The sequence below is a fragment of the Elusimicrobiota bacterium genome (genome assembly GCA_028718185.1).
Taxonomy (GTDB): Bacteria; Elusimicrobiota; UBA8919; order UBA8919; family UBA8919; genus JAQUMH01.
Map to the genome: position 1 here is coordinate 1 of JAQUMH010000010.1, position 22,860 is coordinate 22,860.

General features: G+C 35.5%; 15 protein-coding genes. All 15 read left to right on the forward strand.

Annotated features, from left to right (window positions below; genetic code table 11):
- Window positions 1-251: transporter substrate-binding domain-containing protein (locus PHE88_10365; protein MDD5688221.1), on the forward strand; the 251-nt coding region annotated here is incomplete at its 5' end.
- Window positions 252-510: 259 nt separating this feature from the next.
- Window positions 511-2,259 carry a DUF6067 family protein gene (locus tag PHE88_10370; protein ID MDD5688222.1) on the forward strand — a complete coding sequence of 583 codons (1,749 nt, stop codon included), beginning with the start codon at window positions 511-513 and terminating at the stop codon, window positions 2,257-2,259.
- Between the two features lie 148 nt (window positions 2,260-2,407).
- Window positions 2,408-3,973, forward strand: a complete 1,566-nt coding sequence (locus PHE88_10375) for a sugar isomerase domain-containing protein (protein MDD5688223.1) — start codon at window positions 2,408-2,410, stop codon at window positions 3,971-3,973.
- A gap of 29 nt (window positions 3,974-4,002) precedes the next feature.
- The gene (locus PHE88_10380; protein ID MDD5688224.1) at window positions 4,003-5,301 is read left to right on the forward strand and encodes a neutral/alkaline non-lysosomal ceramidase N-terminal domain-containing protein; all 1,299 of its coding nucleotides are present in this window, start codon (window positions 4,003-4,005) and stop codon (window positions 5,299-5,301) included.
- A gap of 89 nt (window positions 5,302-5,390) precedes the next feature.
- Window positions 5,391-7,163, forward strand: coding sequence for a DUF6067 family protein (locus PHE88_10385; protein MDD5688225.1), 1,773 nt, complete (start codon window positions 5,391-5,393; stop codon window positions 7,161-7,163).
- 70 nt (window positions 7,164-7,233) lie between these two features.
- Window positions 7,234-8,799: a glycoside hydrolase family 3 N-terminal domain-containing protein gene (locus tag PHE88_10390; protein ID MDD5688226.1), complete on the forward strand. Its 1,566-nt coding sequence runs from the start codon at window positions 7,234-7,236 to the stop codon at window positions 8,797-8,799.
- 77 nt (window positions 8,800-8,876) lie between these two features.
- Complete coding sequence (locus tag PHE88_10395; GenBank protein ID MDD5688227.1) at window positions 8,877-10,886, forward strand: discoidin domain-containing protein; 2,010 nt, start codon at window positions 8,877-8,879, stop codon at window positions 10,884-10,886.
- Between the two features lie 102 nt (window positions 10,887-10,988).
- Window positions 10,989-11,963, forward strand: coding sequence for a BadF/BadG/BcrA/BcrD ATPase family protein (locus PHE88_10400; protein ID MDD5688228.1), 975 nt, complete (start codon window positions 10,989-10,991; stop codon window positions 11,961-11,963).
- 104 nt (window positions 11,964-12,067) lie between these two features.
- A complete protein-coding gene (locus tag PHE88_10405; protein MDD5688229.1) occupies window positions 12,068-12,970 on the forward strand; it encodes a 6-phosphogluconolactonase in 903 nt (300 codons plus the stop codon).
- A gap of 4 nt (window positions 12,971-12,974) precedes the next feature.
- Window positions 12,975-14,240 carry a 6-phospho-beta-glucosidase gene (locus PHE88_10410; protein MDD5688230.1) on the forward strand — a complete coding sequence of 422 codons (1,266 nt, stop codon included), beginning with the start codon at window positions 12,975-12,977 and terminating at the stop codon, window positions 14,238-14,240.
- 57 nt (window positions 14,241-14,297) lie between these two features.
- Window positions 14,298-15,110, forward strand: a complete 813-nt coding sequence (locus PHE88_10415) for a LamG domain-containing protein (protein MDD5688231.1) — start codon at window positions 14,298-14,300, stop codon at window positions 15,108-15,110.
- A gap of 54 nt (window positions 15,111-15,164) precedes the next feature.
- The gene (locus tag PHE88_10420; protein MDD5688232.1) at window positions 15,165-15,869 is read left to right on the forward strand and encodes a carbohydrate binding domain-containing protein; all 705 of its coding nucleotides are present in this window, start codon (window positions 15,165-15,167) and stop codon (window positions 15,867-15,869) included.
- A gap of 84 nt (window positions 15,870-15,953) precedes the next feature.
- A complete protein-coding gene (locus tag PHE88_10425) occupies window positions 15,954-17,717 on the forward strand; it encodes a hypothetical protein (protein MDD5688233.1) in 1,764 nt (587 codons plus the stop codon).
- The gene (locus PHE88_10430; protein MDD5688234.1) at window positions 17,714-20,812 is read left to right on the forward strand and encodes a glycoside hydrolase family 31 protein; all 3,099 of its coding nucleotides are present in this window, start codon (window positions 17,714-17,716) and stop codon (window positions 20,810-20,812) included. The genes PHE88_10425 and PHE88_10430 overlap by 4 nt, the downstream gene beginning before the upstream one ends.
- A gap of 171 nt (window positions 20,813-20,983) precedes the next feature.
- Complete coding sequence (locus PHE88_10435) at window positions 20,984-22,774, forward strand: hypothetical protein (protein MDD5688235.1); 1,791 nt, start codon at window positions 20,984-20,986, stop codon at window positions 22,772-22,774.
- Window positions 22,775-22,860: the final 86 nt, after the last annotated feature.

The window sequence follows — 22,860 nt, forward strand, 5'->3', positions numbered from 1 at the left end:
TAGATGCATTTGTATTTGACAAACCGTTTGCTGATTTTCTAGTATTGCAGCATCCCAAATTGAAGATACTTTGCGACCAGCTTAGTTTTGAATATTATTCATTTGCGGTAGACAAAGGTGATCCTGACTTTTTGAGATGGTTAGATTATTTCCTGGCGGAGTTAAAGTTATCCGGCGACTATGAAGTAATATACAACAAGTGGTTCAAAGACCAAAGCTGGAGAAACGTAAAAGCCGGAACAGACAAATAATAAAAGTTTATCTTATCTTTTCAAGAACTACTTATTCTGTCCTGCCTACCATCCAGACAGGCGTTGTGGTATATTCAGTGAGTACATGAACAAAATACAAAAATGTTTTAAAATAATGCTAATGCTAAAATAAATGGTATTAGCATTTTGTATTTTTATTAGTGCTCGGAGCTCGGCTCTACCGCACCGGGCGAGTATGTAATCCTGAAGAATTGAGAGAAATACAATAACATTATTATAGGTCATAATGGGGAGTGATATGAATTGTCAGAGATTTTTAAAATTGGTGTTACCGATTATTGCAGTTGTTAGTTTTTCCGCAAGTGTTGTTTTTGCGGCAGTATCTTATGATGCTTTTGTGGAAAACTCAATGGTAAGTGTATTCCGGGACAAAGTATTTACCGGTACAAACAAAACAATAGAACTATATGCAGCGAAAGACGAGTATGAGCCTGCACAGATAATTATTATACCAAAAGGTAAAGAAGACCTTAAGAATATTAAGATAGAATTTAGTGATATTAAATATGCACTACCAGGTAACGATGAAGGTGATGTTTTTACGATAAATAAGACTAATTTTGAGTATCATAATGCAGGATATTTAATTATAGAAGCAGGGGATTGGGTTTTTAAAGATCTTAGTGAAGGTCAAAGACTATCGTTTCTAAATCCACGGCATCTTAAATCCATAGACGAACTTGTCGGATTACGTCCTGACCCGTTAAAATTAGACAAAGTATTTGATGCACATGCTAATAAAAACAATACAGTCTGGCTTACCTTTTATGTACCTAAAGATACGGTAGCAGGCACATATACCGGAACAGTATCTATTATCCCTGCAAATGGTAAACGAACTGAAGTAAATATTTCCTTGAAAGTATGGGATTTTGTTTTAATAAAGGAATGTCCTCTAGGACTACTTCCTTGGGGAGACAATACAGCTGCAGCTAAAGCTATAGGAATACCTGAGTTTGAATACGCAAAGATGAAAGCAAAACATATGATTAAACTTCATCGCGGTAATTCATACCTTTCACATACTCCATTACCTGAAGTTAGTTATGAAATTTTTGACAAAGAGACAGAAGAACTTATGCAACTTGGTATGAACAAATTCTGGATTTTTATAGATATGCGGTATTTTTACCCTGCAGGACCTCTTCGTATTAAGAACAACGATGAACGTATGGGACCTGAACGACTTGCTGTACTTAAAAAATTATACAACCATCTGAAAGAGAAGGGCTGGTTGGATAATTTTATGTTAGTTACCTGGGATGAACCGGATTTTACCAAAGCAGGTATTCTTGAAAAGTGGCAGAAATCGCAACAAGAGATAAAAGACGCCGGATTTACTAATTTCGAGACAGAATTTACCGGTCGAGCTTTAGGGTCTCTTAACCAGATGATAGGTTATACCGGAATATGGGTTGCTCATCTTGGACTATGGGAAGGCGAGGCAACCGACTTTTTATTAGCAAGAAAGAAAGCAGGCGACAGAATAGGCTGGTATTGGGGCGCCACATTGGCTGCACCTGGTTACATGCATCATCATCTTTTAATAGAACAAAGAAATATTTACTGGCTTGCCTATAAATATAACATTGATTTTTTCTCCTTTTTTGATTATGACCTTGCTTTTAGAGAATCAGTACTACCTAAACTTTGGAAAAACAAAGAAGAGGCATATCCGGTTTCAAGAAGTTATATTTATCCCAATCCCACGCCAGATAAAAACAATCCGTTTTTAAGTTCAATCCGGGAAGAAGTCCTGCGGGAGGGTAGGGAAGATTATTGTTACCTGTATATGCTGGGACAATTAGTCGAGAAATCTAAAAAAGAAGGAAACACGCAACTGGCAAAAGAAGGAGAAGATATTCTTACCAAAAGTATGAACATGGTTGCTAGAAGTGCAACTGATTATTCCACGACTCCTTCTGATATATATCAGGCAAAAAAAATGGTTGCCGAAACTATTCTAAAACTTTCAAATAAAAAATAGCAAGTAAGCATATAAGCGGGTTAGCAGGTCAGCGGATTAATAATTTGAAATCCAAATTATAATGTAGTTGCAAAGCTTCTTTGCAGGTGTTCAAGGTAGAAAAAAGAAAAAAATAAGAATCAAAAAACAAATAATCTCTGTCTATAACATGAATAAAAAAATACGAGAAGAATATTTTAGTAAAATCGATAAATCATTTGCTGGAATATTAGAAACACAATTAGGCAATATTAAAGAAGCGTCTAATATAATAGCGAGTGCTATAACTCAAGGAAAACTAATTTTCAGTTTTGGTAGCGGACTGTCTTTTGTACCATCTTTAGAATTATTTGACAGAGCAGGAGGGCTGGGTCCCGTCGATATAATCTATGATCCCACCTTCGGTAAAACAAAGAATAAAATAAATTCCGGCAAGCTACTCTTAGAAAAAGAGGGATATATTCTTCCTCCTGAATGTGTTATTATTGTGATATCAGAATCCGGTGAAGACAACATATCGCTTGAAATAGCTAAAGAAGCAAAAAAACAAAAATTAAAAGTAATTTCTTTAAGTCCTGTTAAAAGTAAGTTATTCAATATATCTGACGTAGGAATTAATATTTGTTTACCTAATCCAAAAGAAAAAGAATCAACAAAAATAAAAATATCTATTGCAATCACAAATAGTGCAATAATCATGAATATGATAGTTATAGAAACCATTACTTATTTAATGAGTATGGGTTATTCTAAATTACCGATTTTTATAAGTTCAAATATTGATATTGGTGATGAACACAATAGTTCTGTTTATACTGACTTAAAAAAACGATTGGATAAACTTGGAATAAACTTTCACGGAAGCTGGACAAAAGAAGAAATAGCTCTTTTCCCTGAATTTAATAGTAGACCTACTGAACCCGATGATGTAGACCGGGTTATATCCGATTTCATAATTTCACATCAGGATATAGAAAATGCTAAGATGGAGTTAAAAAAAAATAAACATTTATATGAATTTTGGGAGAAAACCATTGATATTTTGTCGGAAATTGAAAATATAGAATTAGAAAATATCAAAAAAGCATCAGAAATAATATCAGAAGCACTTAAAAACGGGAAAAGTATATTTGCACATGGCAGCGGACATTCAATATCTGTATCTTTGGGCGGCTTGGGTGAAAGTGAATATCAGTTACCATGGAACATAATTTATGACCCGACTTTTGGCAAACTTGAGCGTGCAGAAGGATATGCTGCGACTCTTCTGTCTCGGGGTAAATATAACATAACTTCGGGTGATGTTGTCGTAATCATCTCTAATTCAGGTAGGAATGCACTTCAGATAGAAATAGCTAATGAAGCCAAAAAGATAGGAGCAACAGTAATCGCTATAACGTCTTTAAAAACAACCGGGAATTCCCGTCATCATGATAACAAAAAATTGTGTGATGTAGCAGATATAGTTATAAACAATTGTGTACCTGCAGGAGATGTAACTGTAAAAATAGGAAATTTACCTATTAAAACAGGTTCTCCTTCAGTATTAATCGGAATAGCTATAATGAAAACTATTTCTATTAAAGTAATTGAAAATCTTTCAAAAAAACTTTCTTTTCTAGAAATAAAAAAACTCTTAAAAAAACCTAATCTTCGGGGACCTTGGACAAAAACAGCCCTTCAAAAATACAGTGATTTGATTGACAAAAAAGAAATAGACAATTGTGTCTTTTAGTGAGATTTAAAAATATTTAAAAAAATACTATGATTAGTAACAAGCTTAAAGCTGGTGTAGGAAAAGTCGATATTACTCCTCCTGTTGGAATTGATTTGTCCGGGTATATTGCCAGGACGGGACCTTCTTCAGATATTCATGATAAACTTTACGCTAAGGTATTATTATTAAATGATACTAAAACAGAAGTTGCCATAATTACATCAGACCTTCTTGGTATTAACATAGATTTGGTTGAAAAGATACGTAATTTGGCTGAGAAAAAAACCGGAATAATTAAAGAGAATATTATAATTTCCGCATCACATACCCATTCCGGACCGGCAATATTTTTTTTACGTGATTGCGGAGAAATTGACAATGATTATTTAAATGCTTTACCAAAACTTATTGTTGATGCTATTTTAATAGCAAAAAATAATATGAAAGAGTCTCTTGTTGGAGCAGGTAGCGGTAAGGTTGAAATAAATGTAAACAGGTTTGACCCTGAAGGTCCAAAAGATTCAGAAGTCGGTGTTGTTAAATTTGAAGATACTAATAAAAATTTAATTGCGTGTATCGTTAATTATACATGTCATCCAACGTCTCTTAAGGGTGATACTCTTCCTTTCATTTCCGCCGATTATCCCGGAGTAATAATGAGCCTGATTGAAACAGTATATCCGGGTGCAATAGCGCTCTTCACAAACGGAGCTTGCGGAAATATTACTGCCAAAAAACCTGAATTCAAAGGTGATTTCAATGCAATGCAAAAACTCGGGCTTGCATTAGGAGGAGAAGTACTGAAGATACTCCAAATGATAAAAGTTACTCCGGAATTAAATCTAAATTTAAAAAGTAAAAATATACTACTGCCTTTGAATATTCCAAAAACAACATCAGTAAAAAAAGAATTACAACAGTTAAAAATAAATAAAAACAACCAGAGTAAAACACGACAGAAACAATTAAATGTACTTGTTAAGTGGTGTGAAACCGTAATTCCTTTACTACAAAAAAAAGAATATAAAAAAAATATTGAAATAGAAATTAAGACTTTGACTATAAACAATATGGCATTGGTTTTTATTCCAGCAGAGTTGTTTGTAGAATTAGGTCTTGAAATTAAAAATAAATCCAATATGCAATATTGTTTTATTGTCGGATATGCAAATGGTAATATAGGTTACATACCTACTATTCAAGCATACAGAAAAAGCGGATACGAAGTCGATAGCGCATATAAATATTATGGAACTTTTCCCATTAAAATAGGTTCAGGAGAGTTAATAAAAGATACAGCTATTAAATTGTTGAAAGAAACTATAAAATTAAAGAAAAAGTTATAGAGTTTGTAGAGTTTTAGAGTTTATAGAGTTTAAGTTCAAAACCCTATAATCCTAAAACTCTATAACAGAATTTGATGGGAGGTTGTATTATGGATTGGAAAAGATTTTTTGGTGTGGCAGTGTTAGTAACTGTAATTGTTGGTTTTTGGGCAAGTGTTTCCACAGCAGCGGTGATGTATGATGCTTTTGTGGAAAACTCAATGGTAAGCATATTCCGGGACAAAGCATTTACCGGTATTACTAAATCCATAGAACTATATGCAGCGAAAGACGAGTATGAACCTGCGCAGATAGTTATAATCCCAAAAGGTACAGAAGACCTTAAGGGTATAAAGGTGGAATTTAGTGATCTTGCATATGCTTTACCGGGTAATGATGAAGGCGATGTTTTTAAGATAAGTAAAACTAATTTTGAATATCATTTTGCAGCATGGATAAACATAGATGCAGTAAAGTATAACTTAGATTTGAATGCCGGACAAACGCAATCGTTCCTAAATGCACGTCATCTTAAATCTTTAGATGAAATTTATGGTTTTCGTCCTGACCCGTTAAAATCAGATAAAGTATTTGATGCACATTCTAATAAGAACAATACACTATGGCTTACTTTTTATGTACCTAAAGATGCAGTAGCAGGAACATATACCGGAACAGTTTCTATTATCCCTGCAAATGGTAAACGAACAGACATAAATATTTCCTTAAAAGTATGGGATTTTGTTTTAATAAAAGAATGTCCTTATGAACTAAACGCATGGGGAGACGATACGGCTGCTGCTAAAGCATTAGGGATAGATGAGTTTGAGTATAAAAAGCTGATATCAAAACATTTGATTAAACTTAATCGTGGCAATACGTGTTTGGCATGGAATCCGCCATCTGAGGGTTCTTATGATACATTTGATAAACAGACAGAAGAGCTTATGCAGCTTGGTATGGACAAGTTTTGGATTTTTATAGATATGAGGTATTTCTATCCTGCAGGACCGCTTCGTACTAAGAACACCGATGAGCGCATGGGTCCGGAACGACAGGCAATACTTAAAAGGTTATATAACCATTTAAAAGAAAAAGGCTGGTTAGATAATTTTATTTTATTTACATGGGATGAACCTGATTTTACCAAAGCAGGTAATCTCGAGAAGTGGCAGAAATCACAAAAGGAATTAAAAGATGCCGGATTTAAAAATTATTTTACAGATTTTACCGGTCGTGCTTTAGGGTCTCTCAACCAGATGATAGGTTATGCAGGTATATGGTGTGCTCATCTTGGGCTGTGGGAAGGTGAGGCGACCGACTTTTTAATAGCAAGAAAGAAAGCGGGAGACAGGGTAGGTTGGTATTGGGGTGCGACATTAGTTGCTCCCGGATACATGCAAACTCATCTTTTAATAGAACAACGAATTATCTCCTGGCTTGCCTATAAATATGATATATCTTTATTTCCTATTTGGAATTATGACCAAAGTTGGAGAGGATATGACTATGGTGATAGAGATGGAGTAAAAACTTTTTGGAAAACTAATGACGAATCATTCCCGATAACTAGTCTGACAAGAAATTTCATTTATTCTAATCCTACGCCGGATAAAAGCAATCCGTTTTTAAGTTCAATCCGCGAAGAAGTTCTACGGGACGGCAGGGAAGATAATTGTTATCTCTATATGTTAGGACAATTAGTTGAAAAAAATAAAAAAGCAGGAAACGCACAACTTGCAAAAGAAGGTGAAAAAGTGCTTACTAAAAGCATGGATATGGTTGCTAAAAGTATGACAACTTACACTACAACTCCTTCTGATATATATGAGGCGAAAAAAATGGTTGCCGAAGCAATTCTGAAACTTTCAAATAAAAGATAAGAGAAAAAGTTATAGAGTTTATAGCGTTTATAGAGTTAAAACCCTATAACACACATTACAGGAGAAAACTATGATCACAGTTGAACAACTTAGTTTAGAGCAGAAGGTAGGTCAGATGTTTATGGCTCGGGGACCATTAACCGGCAACAAGTTCCGCGAAGAAATAATAAAACTCGCAAAAGAAGGTAAACTAACCGGTCTCAGCGGATTCAGGGGTGTAGCAGAAAAAGCAGAATCTTACAAAAAAGATATAGATTTCCTTAAATCCATATCTCCAATTCCGATGCTTTACGCTACAAATACGGAATCCGGTGCTCCTCTTAGTAGTTTACCATATGTTATAGCATTTGGAGCGATCGGTTCCGAAGATTACGCATATAGAGCTGCCTTACTTGCAGGACGACGGGCAAAAGCTATCGGGTGTAATATGACATTCAGTCCCGTGCTTGATGTTGCATTTGCCCCTGATTCTTGTGTAATAAACATTCGCTCTATAAGTTCAAATATTTCCGACGTATGCAGATTAGGAACTGCTATGGTAAAAGGTTATCAGGATGCAGGACTAATACCTACTCCAAAACAGTATCCGGGATGCGGTCGTTCGCCTGTTGACCCCCACATAGAACCATCAATAGTTGATTGTGACGAAAAGACTTTTAATGACGAAGAACTCGAAATATATAGATATTGCATCAAGCATGGTAACCCGCGCGGAATAATGAGCGGACATACTATTGTTACATCTGTTGATCCTGATAATTTATGTACAACATCAAAAAAATTAGTTACTATACTCAGAAAGATGGGTTTTGAAGGTATCCTGATTACTGATTCTTTAGCAATGAGAAGTATAAAATTAAAACTAAAAAAGGAAGATATTTTCAGGGAAACATTAGCATCCGGACACGATATTTTACTTGCAGATTATGATTTAAGCCCAATTGAACAGATTTCTTATATGTTAAAAGCGGTTAAGGATGGTTATGTCAGCGAAGAACAGATAAATACATCTGTGAAAAGAATCCTCGATAATAAATCATGGGCAGATAATAATAAAGGCGGAATAGAAAAATTAACTTATTCCGATTTAGGAGAAGATTATTATAAACTAAGTCTTGAGGTTTCCCGCAAAGCAATAACAATGACAGGTAATTTTGAGCGGATTGGGAGCGGTAAAGGCACGCTCTTTATTGTTGTACCCGAAGAAAATAAACAAAACTTATCTTCAAAAGAAACCGGAATAGGGGATGTAAATACTACTGATTATTCCCTGAACTTAAAAAAAACATTTCCGGAAGCACAAGTATTGACCTTACCATCAAATCTTACTGCTGATGACGTTGCAAATGCACTTGATGCAACAATAGAATATTCAAATGTTATTTTTTCAACTTATGCATTACCTTCGTGTTATAAAGGACCTGCTGATATTCCGGGAATTGTATTATCGCTTATCAGCGGACTAAGGAACAAGATTAAGGTTATGGTTCTATTCGGTAATCCTTACGCAGGACGACATTTGCCAAAGTTGCCGTGTGTAATTTATCCGTATTATGGCGGTTTTGTTGAACAAGCAGCAATCGAACTTTTACAAGGAAAATTAAAACCAACCGGTAAATTACCTGTTAAATTTTAAATATTATTGTCAGGTGATTATTCGGTAAATAGTAAAGATTGCTCTTGTAAATAAAAGAAAAAAGGAGATAAGTATAGATGCGAAATTGGATAGTTTTAGGAATGGTATTTGGCATGTGTCTAACTTGCACAGGGCAAGTTGAGGCAAAAAAGAAAGACATAAGTAAAAAAGCTACTACCCCTAAGAAAAGTGAAACTGTTAATAAGAAGAAAGTATCTGTCCCGAACATAAAGATTGAAGCAGAAGACTTTGATAAGGGTGGGGAAGGTGTAGGCTATCACGATATAGAAGCAAATAATAGAGGAGGGCAATATCGTACTGATGAAGGAGTAGATATAGAGAATTGTAGTGAAGGTGGTTATAATGTTGGGTACGTTTTGGCAGGTGAATGGTTAAAATATACAATAAATATAAAAACAGCAGGAACATATACAATAGAAGTGAGAGTAGCGTGTGGTGGTAATGGTGGTAGTTTCCACATAGAGATAGATGATGTAGACAAAACAGGACCGTTGACAGTTCCTGACACAGGTGGTTGGCAGACTTGGCAAACTCTAATAAAGAAAGGAGTAAGTTTAAGTGCAGGGCAACATATAATGAAGTTGGCGATGGATACGATTGGCACTGAGGCTACCGGTAATTTCAATTACATAAATCTTAAATACGAAAGCGAACAAAGTGATGCTGCTACAGAAGAAAAACCGACTAAAAATGTTGCTAAAAAATTGACGGATATTTCTGGTAATATAGCCAAAGGGAAACCGGTTGTAGCATCATCAATAGAAGCGGGATATGGTAATGAGGCGAGTAACGCGGTAGATGGTAATATGTCAACACGATGGTCATCAACATATAGTGACCCGCAATGGGTACAGGTTGATTTAGGCACAACATATAACATAACAAAAGTTGTATTAAAATGGGAAGAAGCATATGGTAAAGATTATGAGATACAAGTATCAAATTCAAGTAATGGTATCTGGCAAACAATATATACAAAAACAGGTGGAACAGGCGGCACAGAAGATATACCGTCATTAAGTGGCAATGGTAGATATGTTCGAATGTATGGGACATCAAGAAAGACAAATTACGGATATTCATTATATGAGTTTGAGATATATGGCCAAGTAGAACCATTAACACCGATAATAACTGTAACATCGCCAAATGGTAATGAAATATGGCGTCCGGCAAATAGCGACCAGACAGTAAAATGGACTAGTGCAGGAATAACAGGAAATGTTAATATTGATATATCAACAGATGGAGGGACTACATGGACTTCATTGGTATCCAACACGCCAAATGACGGCAGTCATCTGGTAAAAACACCAAACACACCAAGCACAACCTGCCGAATAAGGGTTCAGAAATCCGATGGCAGTCCAACAGATACATCCAATAATAATTTTACAATTAGTACCTTTACACCTGTAAGAATAATGCCTCTCGGAGATTCAATAACTGCCTTTAACCCTAATTACCGTACCCATTTATGGACATTACTGAACCCTGATACTGACCACCCGAATTTAGATTTTGTCGGAAGTGTGACAGATAATAACTGCCCAGACCCAAATCATGAAGGACATGGCGGCTATACAATAGGTGGTCTTGGAAATCCGCCCGAACATAACGGACTTTATAATAATATTGACGCATGGCTAACACTGAATCAACCCGATATTATTTTACTGCATATTGGAACAAATGATGTCGGTAGTTTTACAGGCGACTTGCTCGCTAATACGCCGGATAGACTTAGTGCTCTTATAGATAAAATCACGACAAAATTGCCAGATATAAAAATTTATGTAGTGTCAATTATTCCTATCGCTAGTTATGGTGCCAAGACGGTTACTGAATTGCATAATGATGTTACTAAATATAACAATGCAATTCCCAGTGTAGTAGCAGCAAAACAAAAACAGGGCAAAAAAGTTTATTTTGTTGATATGAATACCGAAGCTAACATTATCCCTGCCACGGATCTTAGAGATGGTTGTCATGTTAGCCAGTCTGGCGCCGATAAAATGGCTGACGTCTGGTATAGTCATCTTACAAGACCTCCATCTAAAAAATAATTGATAAAGCAATGTCATTACCAACACTTGTATAGTATTTGACAAGAAGTAAAAATTTATATACAATTTATTTTAAACATATTTAAATACAAAAGGTTTTTAATGAAAAAAGAATTTTTCCTTGGTATAGACGGCGGAGCTTCAAAAACTGCAGCAGTGCTAACAGACTCTGAAGGGAATATTTTATCTGATTATAAAACTTCTGGAATTCATATTAGTTCTCTAGGCAAACCTCAGTTAAAATCCTGTCTTTTATTATTGGAAGTTATCCAAACTATTTGCAAAAAAGGTAAAATATCACCAAAAGATGTACGATTTTTTTCTTTTGGACTGTCAGGTATAGATTTCGATGACCAGCAGCCGATACAACTCAAAGAAATTTCAAGAGTATCAGGTATTCCTAAAGAAAAAATAATACTTGTTAATGACGCAATAATCGCTCTGTGGGGCGCAACCCCTAATCCAGCAGCGGGGCTTTTTTCACATGGGAGTAGTTTCACAAATGCTTTAAGACCAAAATACGGCAATGAAACACTATTTCATCATCTTTGTTTAGCTGTGTCGACATATGATTTACGTACCGAGGTATTTGTTCGTATTTTAAGAATGATTGAAGGTCGTGAGAAATCCACTCCGCTTAAAAGAAAAATAATGAAATTTCTTAATATCAAAAGTGATGATGTTTTTTGCCGGAAACTTTATTTAGACGAAATTCACTGGAGAGAGAAAAGAGCTACAGCCAGGATAATTTACAATGAATGGTTAAAAGGGGATACTACCGCCGCATATCTGGTAAATAAAGCTATAGATGAATATGTCCTTATTGCGATAACAATGATAAATAAAATAGACTCTGAATCCGCGCATATTGTATTTGGCGGCGGGGTTATTAATAACGCTCCAAGAAAATTCTGGAAAATCCTTGTTAAGAAAATACATAATTCTTATCCTAATGTAGTTGTCAAACCTCCTGACTTGCCTCCTGAATACGGAGCAGTCGTACTGGCTGCGGATAAAGCAGGATATGAACCGCAGGAATATTTTAAAAAAATACTTGCGACAAAATCGCGTATTTAAATGTATAAGAATTTTAATGTTTAGCAGAGCTAACGCTCTGCGGCTACAATATCAATTGGTTTGTAGCTGCAAAGCGAAGCTTTGCCTAATTTGAAAAAGATAATATGATAAATAAAACTTTTGGCAAAAACAAACATAAAGTGCCTGTAACAATATTCAATGACGCTGAAGAATTAGGAAAGGTCCTTGCAAAAGAAATATTATATAAAATATCCGAAGCAAAGGATAAAAAACGTCCGTTTTTATTAGGATGTCCCGGGGGTAGAAGCCCGCAATCCACATATTTTGCGATTGGCGAACAGGCAAAACTGTCAGGTGCAGATTTATCTCATGTTGTAATAGTTATGATGGACGATTACGTAGTACAGAAAGGGAAAAAATTTGTTTATTGTCCCAAAAATGCACATTACAGTTGTCATCGCTTTGCCCGTAAAGATATTTTAAATGTAATAAACAAAGGAATTAAAAATAAATTCCGGATACAGAAAAAAAATGTATGGTTCCCTGACCCCGCGAATATTTCCGAATACGATATTAAACTGAAGAAAGCTGGTGGTGTAGATTTATTTCTTATCGCTTCAGGAGCTTCAGACGGGCACGTGGCATTCAACCCACACGGAAGTCCAATTGACAGTAAAACCCGTATAGTGAAACTTGCAGAAACAACCCGTAAAGATAATATCAAAACATTTCCCAAATTTAAAAGTATTGATGATGTCCCGCATTACGGAGTATCAGTTGGATTGGAAACCTTAACTTTATTATCAAAAGAAGTAATACTTGTTATACACGGACAGAACAAGAAAGAAGCCGCCCGTTATATTTCCGCATTAGATGATTTTACGCCTGATTGGCCCGTAAGTATTATTTTTAGATGCAAAAAACCTCGCATCTTTATTGATAAAACTGCTTACCCGTCAGCTATTTCTACTTCCATAAAAAAGAATATGAAAGATGAAGGAATGATTATAGATATGTTGTTGACAAAATTATTACAGGAGGAATAGTAAAATGAAAAAAGGTATTTCTGTTTGTGTTGTAGGAGCTGGGAGTTCTTACACTCCCGTATTGATAGAAGGAATATTAGCACAATCTCCGGAAAAGTTACCCATCACTTCTATCCAATTCACGGATATTGATACCAAACGTCTTGGATTAATGACGGGACTATCTGAAAGAATGATTAAACAAAGCGGGAGGAATATTGCTCTTAAAAGCGATGTCAATCTTGAAAAGATGCTGGAAGGTTCTGATTTCGTAATCACCCAGATACGTGTCGGCGGGATGGATGCACGTCATTTAGATGAGAGTATCCCGCTTAAATACGGAATCATCGGGCAGGAAACAACCGGACCTGGAGGAATGTTCAAAGCACTTCGCACTATTCCTTATATGATAGAAATAGCAAATAAAGTCCAGCGAATAGTTCCCGATGCTTTTATACTGAATTATACAAATCCAAGCGGAATCATAACCGAATCAGTAACCAATTATACAAAAGCAAAATTCATAGGATTATGTTCGGGTATCCCGGGTATGATAAAAGATATAAAAGAAGAGTTTAAAGAAAAGTATCCTGACCTTAAAGCATATAGCGTAGGACTTAACCATCTTGGTTTTATATATAAGATAATTTCAAACGGAAAAGATGTAATTAACGAGATTATTGACGAGCAGTGCCGAAAGGATAAAACTAATTCACTGGATATAAAACTATCGAGAATATTTCGCGCTATACCAATATCTTATCTTAATTATTATTATCATCATGACCACTACTTTAAGAAATTAAAATCTTCTGAACTCACACGGGCACAAACCATCAAACTGCTTGAGCAGGAAGTATTTAAAGACGCAGCAGACATTAACATATCACATAAACCCGAAGTACTTAAAAAACGAGGTGGCGGTGGTTATGCTTTCGTTACTTTTAGCTGTATGTCGGCAATATATAATAACACAGGTGAGGAACTTGTTATGAGCACCCAGAACAAAGGTTGTGTAGAAGGTATCGATGATAATAGTGTCGTGGAAATTGCTTGTAAACTAACTTCAAAAGGTGCAAAACCTATTAAAGTGGGCGAGATTCCAATAGCATTCAGAGGACTTATACAAGCAGTCAAAACATATGAAACACTTACGGTAGAAGCAGCTGTAAAGAAAAGCAAAGCAATTGCTCTCCAGGCACTGGTAAGCCATCCTTTAGTAGGCGACCTTGATATAGCAGAACCGCTTCTTGAAGAAATGTTAAAAGCACATAAATTAGAATATAAATAGTTTTTGTCCTGATGAACATGGGATACAAACTAATTGTAAAAAAGGAGGTAACTGCAAATGCGGAAATTGGTGGTTTTTGGGTTAGTATTAGGTATGTGTATAAGTTGTATTGGACAAGTTGAAGCAGTAAAGAAATCAATCAAGAAAAAAACAACTACGCAAGTACAAGGTGCTAAAAAAAGCACGAGTACTCCTGTGGCAGGACTTGTGGGATACTGGAAATTCGACGAAGGAACCGGCACTATCGCAAATGATTCTTCCGGTAACGGAAACAAGGGAACTATTAGTGGATGCAACTGGGTAGAAGGAAAAGTAAAATCTGCTTTGGAGTTTAATGGGACAAATGCTTATGTAAATTGTGGTAATGGTGCAAGTTTGAATTTAACTGATAGTATGACAATATCAGCGTGGGTTAAAGTTCCGGAGCTTTTGCCACAAAATGGTATTGGTCCAATTATAGGAAAAAAACATCTTGGCGGAACTACATTTGGATATTGGTTGGCTGCTTCTGAATATGGAATAATAACACTTAGTGTAAGCAACGGCACAGTTTCTGATAGTGGTCAGTCATCGACTAAACTTGCGGCGAATGTTTGGCAAATGCTAACTGCTACATTTTCAAGCGGTAAGATAAATTATTATTACAACGGAGTTTTGTTTGATTCAGACAATATTTCAGCATCAATTACAACCATTTCATCAGGAAGCGAAAATTTAGCTATAGGTGCAAGTAGCGCGATGGACGCCGGCGGTCCGTATTTTTTCAAAGGTATCATTGACGAAGTTAAGCTATACAATAGAGCTTTAAGTGCTGATGAAATTAAGGCAGAATATAACGCAGTAGCAGGCAAACTTAACATTAAACAGTAAAATCAATAGCTATATGCGGATTATGAACTATAATCGCTATAGAAGAGGATTAACATGAAAAGAAAATATTTATCAATTGTTTTTTTAGCAGGAATTGTAGTAAGTTGTATTTGTACTGATGACTGTTTGAGTGAAACAAGTAAACAACAAGTTAAGAAAGTTCAGGCTGAAAAATCGAAAAACACTTCAGGTAATCTGATTAGAAATCCCGGAGCAGAGGATGATATTGACTGGTGGTCTTCATTTATACCCTACCAAAATGCAATAAGCTGGGGGACAACTGATAAAGAAGCACATACCGGAAAAAAGAGTGCATATCTGGTTTTATTAAACTGCAATGTAATTCCTGACGATATGATTCTCTCAAAACCTTTTTTTGAAGCAGGACTTATTGTAGGGAAATCTACAGGTACTTACTATCGCTGTATAGCACCTGAAGGTTATCAGGTCAAGCCAAATACAAAATATTATTTTTCGTTCTGGTTAAAAGGCAAAGGGTTCACTGGCGGTTTGTCAGTAGTTCCTTGGGGATTTGACGATAACGGTAGTTCCTGTGATAGATTTATAAAATCTACTTTGGATAAAAAAATTGTTACTTCTGATTACTGGACAGAATATAAAGGGTACTTTACCATGAAAGAGACTACTAAAAAAATAGTATTAGTATTTTACGTTAATGCAAAAGATAATATAGACGCTACTCAGGGAGCAACTTTTTACGTAGATGATGTCTATATAGGTTTAACAGAACCAAAATAATTTCTGTTAACTATAAATTTAAATTATGGGGATTTTAATGTAGCAGCAAAGCGACAGCTTTGCTTAAGTTAAGGAGGTATGGAAATGTTATGTTTTAAAAGAATTGTTTTAGTACTTGTATTTATTGTCGGCATATGTTTTTTATGTAGTATTTGTAAAAGCGCCGAGTTATACGATGCGTTTTTAGAAAATTCTATAACTAAAGTGTTACGAGATAAGACATATCAAAGAAAAGAGAAAGCAATATCGCTATATTCTGCAAAAGACGAATATGAGGATGGCCAGATTATAATTATCCCTAAAGGTAAAAACGATTTAAAAGGTATAAAGATACAATTTAGTGATTTAGTCGGTAAAGATACTCAAGGAAAAGTAATAACATTAAGTCCAACTAATTTTGAATATTATCCGGTTGCATGGATAAAAGGAAGAAATCTTTCTGAAAATTTAAATAATAGTCTTATTCAGCAGTATTTGACTCCGCGAAAACTTACACTTGAAGATGTTGCGGCTTATCAGCCGAGCGCTTTTCGACCTGATACAGTATTTGATGCACATCCCGGACAAAATTTTGTAGTTTGGCTTAGTTTTTACGTTCCTAAAAATACAGTAGCAGGAACTTATACAGGAACAGTATCTGTAATCCCTGAAAACGAAAAACGCGAAGATTTAAAAATAAGTTTAACAGTCTGGGATTTTGTTTTAATAGATAAATGTCCATTATCTTTTCTCGTTATCTCAGATTTTAAAGCAGGATCTAAATGTACCGGTCTGAGCGAGTTTGAATATGCCAAATATAGTGCTAAACACATGCTAAAGCTTCATCGTGGAAATACTTATTTGGATTGGTCTCCGCCAAGTGAAGGCAGTTACGATACTTTTGATAAACAGACAGAAGAACTTATGCAACTTGGAATGAATAAATTCTGGATTTTTATAGACCAGAGATATTTTTATCCTGCGGGATCACTTCGTATTAAAAACAATGATGAACGTATGGGACCAGAACGACAAGCAATTCTCAAAAGAATGTACAACCATCTGAAAGAGAAAGAGTGGTTAAACAATTTTTTAATATATACATGGGATGAACCAGACTTTACCCAAGAAGGTATTCTTGAGAAGTGGCAAAAATCGCAGCAACAAGTAAAAGATGCAGGATTTGCTAATTGGCTAACAACTTTTGCCGGTAGAGCAGAGCACGCACTTGACCAGATGGTTGGTTATGCCGGTATATGGGGGGCTAACCTTCGTCTTTTTGATGGAGGACCAACAGACGAATTTATAAAAGCACGTAAGAAAGCAGGCGACAAGATAGGTTGGTATTGGGGCAGCCCTGTACTTGCTCCAGCTAAAAACTTTGATTTGACTTTAATAGAAGGACGAACTATACATTGGCTTGCTTTTAAATATGGTATTGATTTGTTTGGTGCTTTTAATTATGACCTTGCTTGCAGACAAGGTGCAGATAGTCCTTGGCTTAATGATTATGCCTTTGTTACTCCGCAAGGAATAAATAAAATCTGGAAAAATAGGGAAGAAGTCATTATGGGAGATTCGTATGTATATCCCAATCCGGACTTGGATAAGACTAGACCTTTGTTAAGCACAATCAGTGAACATGTATTCCGGGAAGGCAGGGAAGATTATTGTTACCTGTATATGTTAGGTCAGTTAATTGAAAAACAAAAAAAACAAGGGAATACACAATTAGCGATGGAAGGCCAGAATGCGCTTGATAAAAGTTCGGCTATGGTATATAAAAGTATTACAGAATGGTCTGCTAATCCTTCGGATATGTTTCAAGCGAGAAAAATGTTAGCTGAAGCTATATTGAAATTAAAATGAGCGTCAGAAAAAATATAGTAATTTTTAAAAATGCCCGGTTCAGTATTTTATCTAATGAATGTATCAGGTTAGAGTATTCAGAAGATAGTAATTTTATAGATGAACCTTCAATGTTTGCTATAAACAGAAACATTGATTTCAGAGAATACAAATCCAACATAAAAAACAACAAGTTAACTATAGAAACTAATCGTTTCAAACTTACTTATCTCCATAACGGACATTCTTTTTCTGCAAATAACCTCGAAGTAATAATCCTAAACGGCAATAAAAAAGTAATTTGGAAACCCGGTATGAAAAACATTGGTAATCTGGGCGGGACATTAACGACTCTTGATACAATCAGTGATGAAGTTGACCTTAATGAAGGTCTTCTTTCGCGCGACGGCTGGTATCTGCTTGACGATACAGAGAACCACTTATTTAAAGATGGTTGGGTAACACAAAAACCAAATAAAAACAATACAGACTGGTATCTGTTCGCATACGGGACTGATTTTAAATCGGCACTTAAATCAATGACCCTCGTAGCAGGTAAGGTACCTATACCCCGCAAGTATGCCTTAGGTGCATGGTATTCAAGATACTGGCCTTACACATCAAAAGAATATCGCGAGATAGTTGGAGAATACAAGAAATATGATTTCCCGCTTGATATAATGGTTTTAGATATGCTCTGGCACAGAAAAGGATGGACAGGCTGGTCTTGGGACAGGAAGTTATTACCTGATGCTGAGAGACTTCTTAAATGGTTCCACAAGCAGAATATTTATACTACCCTTAATGTACATCCTGCGGATGGAATACAACCCCATGAAGATATGTATAAAGCATTTATGAAAGATATGGGTCAAGACTATTCAAAAGGCGAAACTATCCGGTTCGATGCAGGCAACAAACACTATCTTGACAAACTTTTCAAACACACACATACCCCTCTTGAAAAATATGGCGTTGACTTCTGGTGGCTGGACTGGCAACAACATGAGTTTACAGACACTATACCGGACCTTACTAACCTGAAAATACTTAATTATTATTACTTCAAACATACCGAGAAAAATAATAAGCGGGGATTATCTTTTAGCAGGTGGGCAGGTTGGGGTGACCACAGACATCCGATACAATTTTCAGGTGATGCACATGCTGACTGGCCTATGCTTAAGTTTGAGGTTCCATTCACGGCAACTGCCGGAAATGTTGGCTGCTTTTTCTGGTCTCACGATACAGGCGGGCACTTTGGCGACCGTAATGAAGAATGTTATACCCGCTGGGTACAGTTTTCTGCTATGTCGGCAACTCTGCGTTCACATTCTACCCGTGACCCTGATTTAGATAGAAGACCCTGGACTTATAGTAAAAAGGCAATGGACTCAATGCGTATTTCATTCCATTTGCGTTCAATCATATTTCCATACATCTATTCAAGTGTCTGGCAGTGCTATAATCAGTCCCTGCCTCTGATAAGACCTTTATACATTGAATATCCGGAGAACGAGAATTCTTATAAAAATCCACAGGAGTATCTTTTCGGAGATTTGTTTCTTGTAGCTCCAGTCGCTTCACAGGGTAGAGGACCCGGGAAAATTGCGTTACAGAATGTATATTTCCCTGAGGGTCCTTGGTATAACTGGTTTACCGGAGAAAAATATTGCGGTGAAAGCGATACAATATCTGCATCGGACATAAATGAATTTCCCCTCTATGTAAAAGGCGGAGTTCCAATTCCAATACAACATTATACACCAAGAATGACAACCACTCCTTTAAAAGAACTTGTTCTGCGGTGCTACCCCGGAGAAAACGGCAAAATTGGAAAATATTCACTCTACGAGGACGACGGTATAACTGAGGGATACTTAAAAGGAAAACATGCTATAACTGACCTTGAATATAATCGTGTAGGAAATAAAATTACGGTAACAATAAATCCCGCAAAAGGGAATTACAAAGGACAAGCAAAGAAACGTTCATATATTATTGAACTTCCTTGCACTGAAAAATGTAGAGAGGCAATTTATAACGATAAACCTATTAAAACGGAATATGATAATAAGACATTTACCAACCGAATATATATCCCTCAACAATCGTTAACAAAAAAGATTATAATAAGAGTAGAAGTTAAAGAATTGAATCCGGATATATTAAGCAAAAAAGCTTTGGCACGAAGAATTAAAGGATTGTTAAACAAAGACTACGGTAATACTTCCCTGCAGGATATTGTAGTTGACTGCCTTTTGAAGAAAACAGACAAAGAAGTATTAGAAACCTTACTTACATTGTGCAATATTAGAATGCAGTATAAACAAGGTTTTGGATTAATATTATATAATAACTCAAAGTCAGTTGATAAAGATATTTTTAATGTTATTGTAACTGATTATTGTAAAAATAAAGTAAAAACACTGCTGAACAGCAAATTCAAAGTAAGCGATTATCTTAATATTCAAAATGATAATGTAAAAACACATCTTGCACAACCAGAATTAGGGTTCTCTTCCAAACGGGAAATTCAAATTGGTTTTAAAGTAAAAAAATATCCTGTAACTATTAAGAAAATTATAGAACAGAAACAAAGTTATCTTACCAAATGGAATGTACTCGGTCCATTCCCATTTAACAGGGAACAACCACTTTCAGAACAAAACTTCGGGACTGAAAATGTTGCCATTAATTTAAACGCGGGTTTCAGGGGATTAGACTCTAAACTAATATACTGGCAGAAATTTTCCAATATTAAAAATAACTCTATTAACCTTATGCAACCATGCGGTTTCGGCAGAATAATGGCATACATGGCAACGTTCATATATTCTAAAAAGAAACAGAATATTTTGCTTAGAATTAATTCTGACTCCAAATTTGAATTTTGGCACAACAGCAAAAAAATATACGAACAGAAAAAAGTACGATTTTTTGGCTACGATCCGGATATAATATCACTGGTCATGGAACCCGGCGACAATGAACTTCTAATAAAATTTGCCAAAACCAACCTGGGATTATGGACAATCAGAGTAAAAATAGAAACCAAATACCCTGTCAAAGAATTCTACGGACCTGGACATAAACATATCTATCACGACGAATGATGTTGATATTGATATAACAACAATATTTTGTATAATATGTCTGGTAAAAATAAATGAAAAAGTTTAAAATTAATTTTGTTTTGATTATTTTATTACGCATTCTTTTATAACTAAACTGATTAGCGAACATAAGAGCATAAGAACATAAGAACTGTTTTTAAAGGAGATTAAATGAAAAAGAAGAATTGGATTATTTTGGGAATAGTAGTTGGTCTTTGTATAACCTGTAGCATAGGACAGATTGAGGCAAAAAGAAATATTTCTACTGCTAAAAATAGTAATACTAAAACAAGTAAAAATATTTCTAATACAGGTATGCCGTATGAAACTTTTACGGAAAATTCTTCGTTGAGCGTATTTCGTGATAAAGAATTTACCGGTAAAACTAAATCCATAGAACTATATACAGCGAAAGACGAGTATGAACCTGCTCAGATAATTATAATACCAAAAGGTAAAGAAGACCTGAAAGGTATAAAGATTGAATTTTCTGACCTCAACGGTAAATTATCAGATAATACTCCTATTAAAATAACTAAAGATAATTTTGAATATCATAATGCGGCATTTATAATTAACGAAGCGGGGACTTGGCCTTTTAATGATTGGAGTCAGGGACAGACAAAAGAGTTTCTGAAAGCAAGGCATTTAACTAACATAAATGAACTCATTGGATTACGACCTGACCCTTTAAAACCGGACAAAGTATTTAATGCACATGCTAATAAAAACAATACAGTCTGGCTTACTTTTTATGTACCCAAAGATACAGTAGCAGGAACATATACAGGAACGGTTTCTATCATCCCAAAGAACGGCAAAAGGACAGAAATAAATATTTCATTAATAGTTTGGGATTTTATTTTAATAAAAGAATGTCCTTTGGGGTTACTCCAATGGGGTGACACCGGTGCCGGTGCTATCGCTACAGGGATACCGGAATTTGAATATATGAAAATTAAAGCAAAACATATGGTTAAATTGCATCGTGGGAACACATATATAAACTGGAGCCCTGATCCTAAATCAGATTTTACTACATTTGATGAACAGACAGAAGAACTTATGAAACTTGGCATGAACAAGTTCAGTGTTTTTGTAGATATGATGATAATTTATGGTGCAGAACTCGGTAAGGGAACAACTTCAGGACCCGGACGCCAGGCTGTTCTTAAAAGATTATATAACCATTTGAAAGAGAAAGGGTGGTTGAATAATTTCATGTTGGTTAGTTGGGATGAACCTGACTTTCTAAAAGCAGGTCTTATTGATGAGTGGAGGAAATCACAAAAGGAGATAATAGATGCCGGGTTTACTAATTTTGAATCAGAATTTACCGGTCGTGCTCTGGGATGTCTTGATAAAATGATTGGCTATGCCGGTGTATGGGTTCCTCACATTGGGCTTTGGGAAGGCGAGATAAACAACTTTATTTTAGCAAGGAAGAAAGCCGGCGACAGAATAGGCTGGTATTGGGGTGCCAGTCTAATTGCTCCCGGTCCCATGCAGCATCAGCTTTTAATAGAACAGCGGACTATCTACTGGCTTGCTTATAAATATCAAATTGATTTATTTCCTTTTTTTGATTACGACCTTGGCTTTAGAGATACCGTACTACCTAAACTTTGGAAAAATCAGGAAGAGGCATATCCGGTAACAAGAGGTTATATTTATCCCAATCCTACACCTGATAAAAACTATCCATTTTTAAGTTCAATACGGGAAGAAGCACTACGGGAAGGCAGGGAAGATTATTGTTACCTGTATATGCTGGGACAATTAGTTAAAAAATATAAAAAAGAAGGAAATATACAACTGGCTAAAGAAGGAGAAGACGTTATTGCTAAAAGTATTGATATGGTTGCAAAAAGTATGACTGATTACTCAACAAATCCTTCTGATATATTTCAGGCAAAGAAGATGGTAGCAGAAGCTATATTAAAACTTTCAAATAGGAAATAAAGAAAAAGTTATAGAGTTCATAGAGTTATAGAGTTTTAGAGTCCGTAGCGTCGTAGACCCTATAACTCTATAACTTTTTAAATATT